This window comes from Ruminococcus sp. (assembly GCF_019417665.1).
GTDB lineage: Bacteria > Bacillota > Clostridia > Oscillospirales > Ruminococcaceae > Ruminococcus_C.
Genome location: NZ_DXUU01000015.1, coordinates 1 through 15,169 on the forward strand (window position 1 = coordinate 1; position 15,169 = coordinate 15,169).

At 43.7% G+C, this 15,169-nt stretch carries 7 protein-coding genes; all 7 read left to right on the top strand.

The genetic code is table 11. From position 1 onward, the window contains the following. Positions 1-345 precede the first annotated feature (345 nt). The 7 genes from QZ375_RS05625 to QZ375_RS05655 all read left to right on the top strand — a co-directional run bounded on the left by QZ375_RS05625 (position 346) and on the right by QZ375_RS05655 (position 15,140). Positions 346-972, top strand: a complete 627-nt coding sequence (locus QZ375_RS05625) for a sigma-70 family RNA polymerase sigma factor (RefSeq protein ID WP_295216526.1) — start codon at positions 346-348, stop codon at positions 970-972. Beyond that, positions 950-2,311: a hypothetical protein gene (locus QZ375_RS05630; RefSeq protein ID WP_295216528.1), complete on the top strand. Its 1,362-nt coding sequence runs from the start codon at positions 950-952 to the stop codon at positions 2,309-2,311. The genes QZ375_RS05625 and QZ375_RS05630 overlap by 23 nt, the downstream gene beginning before the upstream one ends. 191 nt (positions 2,312-2,502) lie before the next feature. Next, the gene (gene trxA / locus QZ375_RS05635; protein ID WP_295216530.1) at positions 2,503-2,811 is read left to right on the top strand and encodes a thioredoxin; all 309 of its coding nucleotides are present in this window, start codon (positions 2,503-2,505) and stop codon (positions 2,809-2,811) included. Positions 2,812-3,308: 497 nt separating this feature from the next. Then, complete coding sequence (locus tag QZ375_RS05640; protein ID WP_295216533.1) at positions 3,309-3,563, top strand: hypothetical protein; 255 nt, start codon at positions 3,309-3,311, stop codon at positions 3,561-3,563. After that, positions 3,547-4,128, top strand: coding sequence for a signal peptidase I (lepB, locus tag QZ375_RS05645; protein WP_365728420.1), 582 nt, complete (start codon positions 3,547-3,549; stop codon positions 4,126-4,128). Before QZ375_RS05640 ends, lepB begins: the two co-directional genes overlap by 17 nt. Before the next feature lie 71 nt (positions 4,129-4,199). After that, positions 4,200-13,346, top strand: coding sequence for a Cna B-type domain-containing protein (locus QZ375_RS05650; RefSeq protein ID WP_295216535.1), 9,147 nt, complete (start codon positions 4,200-4,202; stop codon positions 13,344-13,346). 93 nt (positions 13,347-13,439) lie between these two features. After that, entirely contained in the window at positions 13,440-15,140 is a 1,701-nt protein-coding gene (locus QZ375_RS05655; RefSeq protein WP_295216537.1) for an isopeptide-forming domain-containing fimbrial protein, read from the top strand. The last annotated feature ends 29 nt before the right edge of the window (positions 15,141-15,169 follow it).

A 15,169-nucleotide genomic window follows, 5' to 3' on the forward strand; every position in this document is an offset into this window, starting at 1 on the left:
CAAAAAATCTGACTGCGCAATCTGCGCACGCCCAGATACTGAACAGACTCTAAGAGTAAAATAAAATCGGCAGGCGTGCATCTATCCGGTGTGCGCCTGCTTTTTTGGAATGAGGAATGAGGAGTTAGGAATGAGGAATGGTGGTATCGCCTGCGGCGATGGATTTAAAAATAGAAATGATAAAGTTTTCAACATTATTTTATAATTTGAGCGCAGCGAACACCACCATTCCTAACTCCTAATTCCTCATTCCTAATTTCTTTCAAAAGGTGAAACCAAACGCCCCTTTTTCGTGTCTATCTAAGTGAACGGCCGTGATCACAACAGAAAGGAGGATCGATCCACATGCAGGATGTCAGCACATTGGAACTTTATCAGGCAGCCGGCTTGCAGGAGAAAAAACGCAGTCGCTCTAAAGATGAAAAGCTGCTGGAGCAATTGAAACAGCATGACCGGAAGGCTTTGGAGCGTGTCATGGCACGGTATACCAACTATGTGGGTACCATTATCCGCAATGTTCTGCGAAATCAGGTGACACAGGAGGACGTGGAGGAATTGACCGCAGATGTGTTTATTGCACTGTGGGAGCACGTTTCAGAAATTCGCACGGAGAATCTCACGGGTTATCTCGCCGGCATTGCACGCTCTAAGGCACTCAACCAGATCCGGAAACGGCACATAGAGACAGAGCCGCTGGAGGATCTGATCATAGCAGATGATACGGATATTTCCGCACAGACAGAACAAGCGGAAATGGCGGAGATCTTGCAGGAGACGCTGGACGAGCTTTCGGCGCAGGACAGAGAGATCCTCATCCGGTACTATTATTATTACCAGACTGTGCGGGAAATTGCCGGAGAGATGCACATGAAAGAGGCAACTGTAAAAACCAGAATGCATCGGAGCAGAAACAAGCTGCGCCAGCTTTTTACAGAAAGGGGATATGGTTATGAGCAAATGGAATTTATCTGAACTATTTTCGCACCTGGATATGACAAAGCAGCACATGCCGAAGCTGCGGAAAACGGTGCGGCTTTCCAGGAAAACAGTTCGTTCCAGCGTCATGGAACAGCTGGATATGGAATCCGAAAGTGAAACAGCTGCCCAGCGGTGCTGGAGATTCGGCAGAGTGCCGGCAATTTTCACAGCGGCGGCACTGCTTCTCAGCGGTACAGCAATTACAGCCGCAGCGGCAACCGGCGGATTCCGGGAATTGTTTCAGATCGCATTCGGAAAAGATGTAGAATATCCCGAAACACTGGAAGAATTGTATGCTGTACCTGAGGCAGAGGTCACCGATACCTGCGATGCCATCGACTGCAAAGTTGCCGGCGTATTTGGGGACAATCGGTCTGTGACAGTGGTACTGGAATTCACCGGTGAAAACGGCTTTACGCTTCCGGAAAAATTCACATCAACCGGGGGATGGGGCACACTAGATTATGACAGCGCTGCCTCCCTGGGTGGCTTTAGCTGGGGCGGCACCTCCAGCTGGAACTATGACCCGTCAGACAACGGTCATCTGTACTGCATCCAGCGGATGGACTTTAGCTGCGATGTGCAGCCGGGATTCAGATTCCACTATGACAGCGGTATGTTCTTGAAGGTAAGAGACCCCGATAAAAATGGGAATGCTTTTTATTTTGATTACGGCTATGGTTGTCCGGATCGGATATATGATATGCGTGATATCCGGAACTGGTTGGGCTTCAGCGGTGCAGATATGAACCAGAGGAGACCCTTCACGGCGGAAGAAGAGCAGCGTATCTGGGAAAACTTTATCTGCATTCGTGAGGGCATTGACTACAACGGGGAAGAAGATCCGGAATTCCAGCAGTTTGTCCTAAAGGATGATGTCCTGACAGAGGGCAGCATTACAGTGGATTTTGCGCTGGAGTATCCCAAAACAGAACCTTTCACTGACAGCTTTGTCTATACAGACCCGGAGACCGGGGAAGAAACGCCTATGGAAATGACCCTGAATCCATGGTGTGCGGCATTCACCTGGAATGTCAGTGATCCGCTGCCGTCCTTTGTGGACGTTTATGTTGGTTCTAATGCAGAAAGCGCCGCACTGAGTGCCCGAGGTCATGTGCAGCTGACAAACGGCACCATCACCAACCCTCTGGAATTTGGGGAATATGAGAGAGTATGGGGCAGTGTCGATTATCCCAGCGATGTCAGCCAGGTGGATTCTGCGGAGTCCAGCCGCAAGTGTACTCTCATCATTACGTTCAGCCAGCCTGTTGACCCGGAACAGGTGCAGGAGGTATACTGCCTGAAGGATACCGTTCTCTGGACGAAGAATTGACGTCAAGTCAGCCATAATAACATCTAGTTTCACTGAAACATCACATACTCCCATGCAAAAGCGCACACCTGGAGGACATACCGGATGTGCGTTTTTTGCGGGAACAGAATAAAAACATTCGCTCCTTGCAAAATTGCAGAAAATGGGGTATACTAAAGAGGTAAAAGAATTCCCAGAAAGGAGTGTTTCTCATGGCAGTGACAATACTGACAAAGGACAATTTCAAGCAGGAGGTCATGGAATCCCCGAAAAAGGTGCTCATTGACTTCTATGCCGACTGGTGCGGTCCATGCCAAATGGTTTCCCCGGTGGTGGACGAGATCGCTGAAGAACAGCCGGCGGTCCATGTCTGCAAGGTCAATGTGGACGAGCAGCGGGAACTGGCACAGGCGTTCGGCGTCTCCAGCATCCCCACCCTGGTAGTGGTAGAACACGGCAAGCTTGTTCAGCATACTGTTGGCGCAGTGCCCAAGGAAAAGATCCTGGACATGCTGGGATGAGGGCAGCACCGCAAAAAGATCCGTCCGGTTCAAGTTATCCGGGCGGTTCTTTCTGTATGGAACTGGCAGACTCTCTTTTCATAACGTCTTGTAAAGGGAAAGGCAGTCAGGGAAAAGGGAGTTTATACAAAATCACCAAAAGAAGAATGAGCAAAATTCTTACGCAAGTTTTTCGCATAAAATCGTGCTGTTTATAGAAATTGTCCAAAAAATTAAAAAAGTTATATTGAATTGGATTCGATTTTGCGATTTCAACATGCCTTTTGTGTAATAAGGCCTATTATCCCCTGTTTGATTTGTGCAAAAAGACAATTTTTGCATTTGCCGTTTGGAGAGATTTTATAAAAATGGTAATATCCCATTGACAATACGTAAAATAAAAGGTATAATAAATATGAAAAGTGGCAGACTTATGAGAAAAAGATTTGAGCAAGATTATACTGCCGTTTACGAATGTGTTTCTGCAAGCCATTTGATTTTGAGGGAGAGCAAGAGAAATGACAGAAAAAGAGTTACATAAACTTCGAAAAACAGAATTACTGGAAGTTCTCCTTGCACTTCGAAATGAATTGGAACGTGTGAAACAAGAGAATGTATGCTTGCAGAAAAAGCTGGAAGCGGCAGAGACACAAAAAACTGTGACAGAGGATATTTTACATACAGTACGTGAAACGGCAATGCTGGTACAACAGCTTTGTCCGAAGGAATCAATAAACGACATGGAGCATAAAGTAAATGATGCAGGAAAGTGAGACGAATTTTCCGACTGTGCAGCAGCTGGAAACAGAATTAAAACGGCGCAAATATCGAATCGGATATTTACGCTTATTGCGGAACACCGTTTCTTCTCTGATCGTTGTTGCCGCAATTGCAGTTCTGGTTTCTATGCTGTTTTTGCCTGTTCTTCGTGTTACCGGAACTAGTATGGTTCCGACACTGCAAAATGATGAACTTGTGATCTGTCGGAGAAAAGGTGATTTCAAAAGCGGTGATGTCATTGCTTTTTACTTTAATAATAAGATATTGCTGAAACGTGTGATCGGCGTTTCCGGAGATGTGATTGATATTGGAACAGACGGTACAGTATATGTCAATGGTGAGGCCCTGGATGAACCGTATGTGACAGACCTGGCATTTGGAGAATGTGACATTGATTTGCCGTATCAGGTTCCGGATGAACGTGTGTTTGTCATGGGAGATCATCGCTCGACATCTGTAGACAGCCGTTCCACTGTAGTCGGCTGTGTCGCAGAGGAAGCGGTTGTCGGGAAAGTGATGTTTCGAATCTGGCCTTTGAAACGAGCAGATGCATTATAATACGAATCCTGCAAACTTCAGTGGATATGTATGAGAGATAGTGAGAATTATTCGCAAAGGGGGGAGTCCACATGCAGAACTTTTATGAAAAAGTTCAGTTCTTTCTGAAAAAACGTCGGAAACAGAAGCGGCATGCTGTGATCGCAGTGCTGTTATCTTTGGTTGTGGTCTTTTCCGTTTGCGGAAGCCTGATCATGCCGGCAGTCAGCATGACTGGTTCGACAGAAGAAACTGCACCGGCATTCGAACTGGCGCAGGAAGATGCCATATCTCTGGTTGGCGGAAGCAGCAGCAGAACGACACGGCTTGGAAATCGTCCCACAGGTGGGAACAGACCGGCAAACGGCAGCGGATATTTTGACAGACCGATCGGGGAAATTCCTAGCGGAGGCAAAGATTTTACTGAAAATATCACCAGCGCAACCATCACCGCCGGCGGTCAAACCGTATCGGCTTCGGGGGATACAGGAGAGCAGTCTATTACAATAGATGCATCAGGAGATTCGATTGGTGCGAGCTTTGTGATTCAATATACAATTTCCAGTAAGAATGACGGCGATCAATTTACTGTAACGACAGATAATCCTTGTATTTATTATCAGCTGCCGGACGGTGTAGAAACTTCTGGACTATCTGGTTCTGGCATGACTGTAAACGATCCTGATTATACTGGTGATGCCGGATGGTATTCTATTAGTACAGATGGATTTGTTGTCATCCAGTTTACAGATGAATATATTCAAAGTAAAATTCAACAGAGCGATCGTTTTACCGGCAGTATTCAATTTGAAGGTCTCATTAAGCGGGATAGTACAGCATCAGGTGATCAGGTCATACAGATCGGCAATGCGACTATCAATGTAACTTTTCCGGATAAAACTTTTGGTCTGGATAAATGGGGACAGTTAAATAACCCCAGTACAGCAGCAGAAAAGCCTACTGTTACATGGACGATCACGGTAGATAATCCCTACAACAGTGAGAATTCGTTGGATGGATATCAGTTGGTGGATGAAAGATTTCCGGCAGATAAAAGCAGTGTGACAGTTTCCCCGCCGGATGCCGGCAGTTGGGATGAAAATGGCAATTTTGTATTTCATTCGGCCAATCCGTCTAAAACAACATTTACATTCACAGAACCAGTGATAGATTATGTTGGTCAGGAAATGACGCTGTATAATACTGCGGTCCTGAATCAGCCTGATGGAAGTTTGTTTTTAGATAAGAGCGTACCAGTACAGCTGGGGAAAACATATATTGAAAAAGACGGTAAACCGGACTATGAAACCGGCTTTGTGAAGAATGAGATCAATTGGTCTGTTACAGTAACCAATCCATATGGGTATACATTGAATGAAACCCAGGTACAGGATGCGGCATTTGGCAATGCGGCAAATCTCACGGTAAAGGATGCGTCTGGAAACGATGTGTCTTATACGCTGAACGTCGATACGATCACGTTTCAAGCGGATGTTGGAAAAGCAATTATTTCGTATACTACATCGAATGATGCCGATAGCGGCAATATCGTGAATGGGGATAAGGTGACAAATACTGCAACTGTAATTTATCCCAATGATAGCGGCAGTACATCTGTATCGAAAGAGGTGACGTATACCAGCCCGTATACCCTGGACGATAAAAAAGGTACTTATAGCCATGATAACGGAGAAATCACATGGACTGTGGGTGCATATTCTTCAGGAAATATTACACTGAACGGTTATGAACTGAAAGATGAAGCTTTTAAGTATATTTCGTTGTCTGATCTCAATATTACGACTGTTGCCTATTCATGGGATAATGACTGCAAAGTTTTAGAGCGAGATGACACGAAGATTGTGATAGGAGAGTCTGGAACCACATGGATTGAGGGGAAGGAGATTCAATATACTTATATATATGCAACAATTACACTGGATCAAACAACTGGAACGTTAACTGTTACGGATGGGGAAAACGGCGGAATTAAAAAGCTGTATTTTACCTATACTACGGAAAGATCTGGTGCCGGGTCTGATGGCACTCAGGAAAGTACATCTGATGGAAAAACATATATTTCCAACACGGTTGAGGATAATCAAAATCACAGCAAGACCGGTCAGGTGGAGATCACAAACAGAGATAGCATTAAAAAACAGTTGTTAAGCAATTCTTCTGATGTGATCTATAATAGTGATACGGAAAAGGGCACAACCAAGCGTCTGAACTGGCAAATTGAAGTTGTACAGGATACAGGATTCAGCGTGGATAATAAGGTGCTTGTTGACGTTATGGAAGCAACCAATGGCGGCGCACATTATATTGCGTCTGATCAGCAAAGTGTTGTGAAAGTATATGCAAAAAAAGAGCAATATGGTTCCTATGGAGATCCGCTGGACAGCAGTTTGTACAATGTTAAATTCTATAATATTGTGTATGGCACGGATGGAAGTGAACTTTCAAGAGAAGAAGTGAACTCCGCCAGCACAAAAGCTGCAAACAGCTTTGAGATCACATTTGCAGATGGCGTAGACGCAACTGGCTATAAACATGTAAAAGTGGAATATCAGACCACTGCGGAATACACACAGGTTCCGGATGCAGATGGCGCTGAAAATCAATCTGCAACATTTTCAAATAGGGCTAGTTTTGGTGATTCCGATCCGAGTACATCGTCCTATGTCATTACCAAACAGGACGAAACCTATGTACAGCCCGTGAGGATTCAAGTCGATAAGAAATGGGAAGATAATAATGCTGCTTCCGGCAGACCGACAAGTGTCTGGATCCGTTTACAGCGAAGACTGGGTCAATCCGGTGACTGGGAAACGATTTATAAAAATGCCAGCGGCGAATGGGAAGTTGTTATACCAGATACAGATGATACCACGAATGATTATGCCTATGAATTAAATGCAGCGAATGGTTGGTCGATTGCATGGGAGGATCTGCCCAAGGATACCCTTGACCACAATGCAGATTATTACTATAGGGCGGAGGAAATTTCTGTTCCGGACGGTTATACAGTGTCTTATCTGAATGAAACGGGCGTTATTGGCGGCAATACATTTACAATAACAAATAAGTTAGCCCCAGAATACGAAAAAGTCGCATTAAATGCAGATAGAACCATATTGTCGGCAGATACGGAGGATAACGGTTCTTATTCAGATACTTCCCAAACAGTTTCATTGAATGATCTGAAAAAACTGACAGTGAACGGAACAGAGTATTATATTTTCCGCTGGAGAATCAATACAATGTTGGGGTATAAGTATATTCTGACAGATACTTTGCCGGAAGGTTCGATTCTAATTGAGGCAGATGGCTATAAACCGCATGTGAAAAAACAATGGCATGGTTATGACTTGTATTCCAATGAGTATACAGTGAATAACGGCGTGGTGACTTTTCAGGTAGACGCCACTGATGTCATGTTTATTGACTATTATACTGGAATTCCAGTGGATACATTAAAAAATAGTGTCGATGCAGCAGGGAATTCAGGATATGTGATTCAGAATAGTATTGCTGCAGCAGACGGAGAACCGAAAACTGCTGACTTTACTGTTACAGAAAATGCTGATATTCCGGGGGATTCCGATTTATTGACCAAAGGTGTGGATCAGCCTTACACATCGGTAGACGGTAATGTCAATGCCAGAAATGGACGTATACAGTATACCATTCAGGTAAACCCCGATGGTAAAAAGCTTTCTAACACAAATGAATATGACATTACAGACACGCTGATGGTCAACAAGTGCGGTAATGTGACAGACGCACCCAGTGCCATCGATGCAAAACTGTTCAGTATTACAATGAAAAATACTGCAACTGGTCAAACATTGAGCACAAGTGATTATCAGTATACGGTAGAGTATAAGCCTAGTGTCGTAAATCATACCTCTTTAAATTTAAAGGTATCAAGCTATGGTCAATATATAGGAATTAATGTAGAGGATGCTGCTGGGAGGCATCTTAAGGCGCCTAATGAACCTGTAACGATTGTACTTCAATTTAGCGGTCCTGCGAATGGTTCTTATCCAGTAAAGATCGATGGCGAAGCCGTAACATTAGATTTTGATGCGAAGGGTAAGGCAGAATATTGCTGGGAAGGCATGCTCGGTGAAAATTACTGGAAACAGCTATCCGTAAATTGGGGAAGCGAAATACAGTGGGGCAACAATCAAACAATTACAGATGTGAGTGTTTTAAGTGCAAGCTATGACAAAGAGGAAATCACTTCTACTGCTGTTCTCCACCTCACTGTTCCAGATGAAACCCCGTTGGAAATTACATATGCCTATGATCTGACCAAAAACGGCAAGGAATGGACCTCCAGTGATGCGGGTACACTCATTGAAACGTCCAACCATGTTTCTCTGGATACCGGAAATGTGAGTGCATCGGATTCAGAAGATGACACGAAATTTTCAGTAAGCACATCTACTGCAACCGTTTCTACGGGCAGTGTACCGCAGATCGTGAAATACGACATCAATGACTATAGCTTGAAGCTGGATGCAGATTTCTGGATCGCAAAGTATGATGCGGCAAATAGTAAATGGGTATTTTCTTCTGATGATGCGGAACAAACAACAATAGAAGGCGGTACGTCTGTTACAAAGCATGTATTGAACTTTGACAAGGATGCCACAGGGAATGCCATTCCAGAAGGGGCAAAGAGTATTCATATCGGCGCAAATGGGGCATATAAAGTCGGCCTGAACAGTGGTATCTTGTATAAGCTTGTGGAAATGAAGGTACCGGCAGGATATCAAGGTATTGACGCACAGATAGCAGCGACAACAGTACTGGAGGGCACCGCAAAATATACGACACTGCAAAGTCTGGTCAAAGCATATCTGGAAAATGCAAGCGCATTTCCAGAAACCTCTCCATATTATTCGTTTTTGAAAAACTTCATTTCTACCCATTATTTTACTTATGGAAATGATAGTGTGACATATCCAGATGGTGTAAATGCGAACGAGGTAATTCAGGTAAAAACCGGTGGTACGCTGGATATTCCGAATAACAAGCTGATTGATATCGCAGTTCAAAAATCATGGAGTCCTGAGGTGACAAATGCTTCTGTCAATGTGAAACTTTATTGGTCGTATACAAAGTTATCTGCAGAGATCCCTGAAAATGCAGTGATGGCAACAGCGTCTGATCTTGGTTTACGGTCGCTTGAAAATCCCAAAACACTTGATGCTTCCAGCAGCACGCCTTTGCCGGGCGACTTACAGGGTGCATCGCAGGCATGGACAGCAGGCTGGTCTAATCTGCCAAGCGGCAAAGATGACAGACCGATTTATTACTATGTCAAAGAAGAATCCTATACATGTAACGGCACAACGTATACATTGCAGCCAGATGGAACCTACAAAGATTCTTCTGGAAACGAGGGCGCATATAAGCCGAACTATGTCGGAAATGCAACCAATAAAGATGGAACGATAAAAATCAATAATTCTCAAGGTCTGGTGATTCAAAAGCTATGGCATAATTCTGATAATACGGATATGTCTGATAGTGAGATCCCGGTCGATTCCATTGATGTGAATGTCTATGGCATAAAAAGCAGCGGTGAAAAAGATTTGTTTTTCACCAAAAAGCTTTCTGCATCAGACGGTTGGAAAATCACACTGACGAGCCAGGATGCAATTGATGCAGGAATTACGCTTAGTGATTATGAATCTGTTCGGGTGGAGGAAGTACTTACGCCAGAGCAACAGATTGAGTTGTATGGTTACACTGTCAGCTATACATACAGCTTGAACGGTACTAATGGCGAAGCGACGATCATCAACAAAAATAATACGCCGACAGAGGTAAATGTAACTGCAAATAAGGTTTGGGACGATGATTTAACAACACATGATGGTATTACTGTTGGTTTGTATCGTTCTACTACATATTTGAATGATAATGCAGTAAATTCATTAGATGTGTTAAATTTACCAGCACATTTGGAGCTGCAGGACACAGCAATATTATCTGAGGGCAATTGGACAAAAACCTGGACGAATTTACCGTATAAAGGTGATAGTGGCCGGTATTATTATTATGTACTTGAAACTGCTGGGGCAGATGGTTATGAAGCAAGCTATAGCAGCAGTGGTACTGTAGCAAGCCCACACATCACCATTACGAACAGTGTACCTGGTTCATTTATAGTGAATAAGAGTTGGGTAACCAGTAATGGTACTGTAATCAGTGGCTCGAATTCCAATTTGCCGACGAGCATTTCGCTAGAACTTTACCGTAGAGCGGCAGGGAAGGAGTCAGAATCAGGATCTTCAGATACGGGACAAATGCCGGAAAGTTTAAATGTAATTGCATTAGGTGACTCGATAACAAAGGGTACTTTTGGAAACTATGTGAGTGAAGAATACACGTATCCAAATGTGCTAAAAAGCAATTACCTGACAGAAGAGAATGGGTATAAAAATGTAGCAGTCAACAAAGTAGCTGAAGATGGCAGAAAAATAGATGACATATCTTCTGCTATGCAGTGGACTTCTTATTCTTCTGATGTAGTTTGTCTGCTTGCAGGTACAAATGATATTATTAACTCAAATGTTGCAATCACATCTTCGAATACAAGTGATGTGACGCTGCAAAAGAAATTTGAAAGTCTGATAACAACCATTTATACAAAAAGCCCCAATGCAATTCTATTTGTAGGTACAATCCCTAAATTTTCAGCACTTAGCTGGAGCAATTCAAGAGGGATAGAACAGGTAAACGATTACGACAATGACGAAGCGAAGAGAGCCGCTGTTCAGGCTCAATGGGATGATTTGGTCTCCAAATATAATACAATGGTTACTGATGTAGTAAATACATTGCAGAAAGATGGAAAAAAGATTTATCTTGTTGATGTAAAGGCGGCTGTCGGATCAAATTCAGCAGATGGTTGTCATCCAAACGCAGCTGGGTATGATAATATTGCGAAAGCCTTTTATCAAAAGATCAATACGCATTACACTGGTTCAAGTGGTTCTTCTGGTACAACAACTGACATTCCAACAGATGTCACAAATTTGCCGACCGACTTTTATAATGAAGATGGTACGGTGAATACCACTCTATATGAAAAGTATGGAAATGATGTTACCATTACACCGGATGCAAATGGAAATTGGTCGCTGCATCTTGATTTGCCTGAAAAAGACAGCAAGGACAATACGTATATTTATTATGTAAAGGAAATCGTTCCTGACGGCTGGACGGCAGCAATTACACATAACGGGCAGCCGGCGAATAGTGAAACCTCAGTGTCAATCACCAATACCAAGGAAATTGAGCAGACTTCAATTTCTGTAAATAAGACTTGGGTCGATGTGCAGGGGGCAACACACAATGCGGTGACTGTAAAGCTGTATCAAAGATTGGAGGGCGGCACATGGGCTGCAACACCAATTGATACGCAGACTTTGTCAGACGCCAACAGCTGGTCTTATACCTGGAATCATCTCGATAAAACAGATACGAATGGAACGCCGTATTATTATAAGGTGGAAGAAACATCCATAGATGGCTATGAAGCAACGTATAGTGTTGATAACGATGTGGGAATTTCAGCGAATACCGCAGATGATCCGATTGTGATCACCAATACAAGGGTTATGACACTCAAGCTTCAAAAAGATTGGAACGGTGATACTCCGACAAACGCCTCGGTAGAAGTGAAGATTCATCGGTCAACAACGCCGAATACTTCCAGTATGCCATTGATCACCACCTCGGGAAATGAGGGAACAACGAGTACAACAACCAGCACAACAACTAGTACAACAACGAGCACGACGACTAGTACAACAACCAGCACGACAACGAGCACAACGACTAGCACAACAACCAGTACAACAACGACTACGGTTAACACAGACCCGCAAAATGTTCAGATTACTGGATTGAAACCAGGTGATACTTTGAAAGTTTCTCTTTCAAATGGTTTATCAGGTGCGTATGCAAATGGTTGTTATGGATACGCTTATCAAAGTTGGACACAAGATACGTGGAATGGCAATTTTGATGCGAATGGAAATCTTGCTTTGACTTATCAGATTCCAGATACTTATGCGGAAGGCATGTATTTTGAATTTCAACTCTGGTATTTGGCTGGAGGTTCACCAAATAGTGTGCAAGTTTCTTATACAATTTCATCATCGTCCAGCACAACAACCACATCATCTGAAGAAACGACTACCTCAACCTCAACCTCAACTTCTACATCCACTACCACGACTACGACGGAGACTTCGTCTGGAGAAAATGAAGGGTTAAAAACTGTAGAACCAAACGAAACCTATAATTTCACAATTCCAACTGAATCGAGAAACAATATAGCATCAATTGCAGTTACGTTTGGCTCGTTTAGCGGTTATTTAGATGCTGACTTTCATATCTATGATGAAAATGGAACGAAGCAAGGTTCTTCATGGATAACAAATAATAACGATAAATTGGTAATCTATGAATGGCTTGCAAATAGTGAGAACAGGTATAGTGCCACATCAGTAGAGGGTCAACCCGTTTTAATAACCGGTAATACGATTGCGTGGCCATGGGATAAAGGTGATGAACAGAAACCTACATTAAGTAATTTGCAGATATACCTAAAAGGCAATTCTTCTAGGTTGCCAATAACGTCGATCACTTTCACTTATGACGATGGTACAAAAATTACTTATCCCACTGCCGCCAACGAACCCCAAAGTCTAAGCGCACCATTGTCCGCATCGTTTTCTCTGGTAGGTGCAGTAATGCCAATGAAACTGGCAAGTGCAGCGGCAGAAGAATCTGGTCTGCATTTTGAGGCAGATGGTACTGCAATTGTGACGATCACACAGACATCCGGTACAGATGCGTGGACTTATGTTGCAGAAAATCTACCTGTTTGTGATGCACAGGGCAATCCTTATTATTATTGGATAGAAGAAATATCCATTGATCAGAATTCGAATGAACTGAGTTATTACGATATTCGTTATGCATTCGAGGATGGTGATAGCAGTACAATTTATTGTATCAGTGCAGTGAACCCGGGAAATGGCGCTGCAATGATTCAGAATGCAAAGAAACCTAGCGCTTCCATAATGCCCTCTACCGGCGGAGTTGGCACAAGGTGGTATACGATTACAGGCACTGCGATTATGAGTGGTGCTCTGGCCGGCAATCTTTTGATCAGACGAAGACGGAAATGTCAACGTATGAAATAAAAACGTAAAAAATGGAGTGAGCGGATTCCGCCGTGGGGGAATGCGGCGGAATCGCAGCTCCGGAAAAAATATTTTCAAAAAGGAGTATTTATTATGAAACAAACAAAAAGATTTGCGAGTATCGCAACCGCAGCCTTGTTGGCAGCTTGTGCAGTAGTTCCGTCCATGGCGTCGATCCCGGCTAGTGCAGCTGTGACTCCCAATACCATTTCCTTTACGAATTCGGATGAAAACGATACTGCATCGCATGTTTACACTGCATACAAGGTTTTTACTGGTAATGTAGGTGATAGCGGCGCTTTGGAAGGCATCCAGTGGGCAGCAGGAGATACAAAGGGAGCTGCATTTTTAACTGCATTGAAGGCAGATACCACGATTGGCACGAACTTTGCATCTTGCAACACGGCTGCTGCCGTTGCAGAGGTGCTGGCAAAAGAAAGTGAGGACAGCGAATTACTTCAGAATTTTGCTGCTTTCGCTGCTACGCAAACTGCAAATTTAACGAAAGTAAATACAGCTGCTAGTGCCACAATTGACGTGACAACTACAGGTGACGGTTATTACCTGTTGATTGATGACACAGATTTGAGTGAGGCAACCGGCGCAAAGACACGTTATCTGATCGCACAGGTTGATGCAAGCGCAGGTCTTGAAATTGCTGTGAAGAGTGCTCTGCCGACGGTAGAAAAGAAGATCAAGGAGAATGCAAAAACTCCTACATATGGAACTGACGCAAATGAAACAGAGGATTATGTAGGAACAGGCTACAACGATGTTGCGGACTACAGCATCGGCGATACGGTTCCGTTCAAGCTGATCGGTACTTTGCCCAGCAAATTGGCAGATTACAAGAAGGGCTATAAGTATGTGTTCCATGACACACTGGATAGTCAGTTCACAGCGCCGGCAAAGAGTGCAATTAAGGTGGATATTGATGGCACTGATGTAACGACTCAGGCTAATATTGATGTGACCGGCAATGCAATCACAGTTGCTTTTGATGATATTACGAAGGTAACTGGTGTGACGGATGGTATAACAGCAAAGAGTATTGTTACAGTAACATATGATGCTGTACTGAACGAAAATGCTGAGATCGGTCTGGATGGTCAGATGAATGCCGTTTATCTGGAATATTCCAATAATCCGAACTGGAACGGCGAGGGAACTCCTGACACAAGCAAAACCCCGGAAGACAAGGTAGTTGCATTTACATATGAGCTGGATCTGACTAAGGTCGACAAAACCAGCCAGGCTGCTTTGACAGGTGCGAAGTTTAAACTCCAGGCAACAGATGGAGAACATGCGAATAAGTATGCTGTTCTGACTGCGGTGGCAGATACTTCCGGAGCATATAAGGTGACATCATGGGTAGATTCTGCTGATGACGCAACTGCATTTGAAAATACAAGCGGCAATACTTTTGCAGTAATTGGCCTGGACAGCGGAAAGTACAATTTGTACGAAACAGCGGCGCCGGCTGGTTATAAAGTGCCGACCGATCCCTTTGCACTGGAGATCACTGCAACAACGAAGAATGATCAGGATTGGGATAGTTTCAAGGCTAATGACGCATTGACAGCTTTGACAATTAAGGTTGGTACTGCTGATGCCGTAGCTGGTGATTTAACCGACGGTACAGTATCAGCAAAGATTGAAAATACTTCTGGTTCGACCCTTCCGTCCACCGGTGGTATCGGTACGACCATCTTCTACGTAGCCGGCGGTGTGCTGGTTGTTGGCGCAGGCGTGCTCCTGATCACCAAGAAGCGTGCAAAGAATATGGAAGCATAATTACTACAAAAATTTTTCCCGTTCTGGGA

Bases quoted from the DNA above. Each gene is read 5' to 3' on its own strand.
- QZ375_RS05655 (WP_295216537.1), top strand. From the start codon at position 13,440: ATGAAACAAACAAAAAGATTTGCGAGTATCGCAACCGCAGCCTTGTTG.
- QZ375_RS05630 (WP_295216528.1), top strand. From the start codon at position 950: ATGAGCAAATGGAATTTATCTGAACTATTTTCGCACCTGGATATGACA.
- QZ375_RS05650 (WP_295216535.1), top strand. From the start codon at position 4,200: ATGCAGAACTTTTATGAAAAAGTTCAGTTCTTTCTGAAAAAACGTCGG.
- QZ375_RS05640 (WP_295216533.1), top strand. From the start codon at position 3,309: ATGACAGAAAAAGAGTTACATAAACTTCGAAAAACAGAATTACTGGAA.
- lepB (WP_365728420.1), top strand. From the start codon at position 3,547: ATGATGCAGGAAAGTGAGACGAATTTTCCGACTGTGCAGCAGCTGGAA.
- QZ375_RS05625 (WP_295216526.1), top strand. From the start codon at position 346: ATGCAGGATGTCAGCACATTGGAACTTTATCAGGCAGCCGGCTTGCAG.
- trxA (WP_295216530.1), top strand. From the start codon at position 2,503: ATGGCAGTGACAATACTGACAAAGGACAATTTCAAGCAGGAGGTCATG.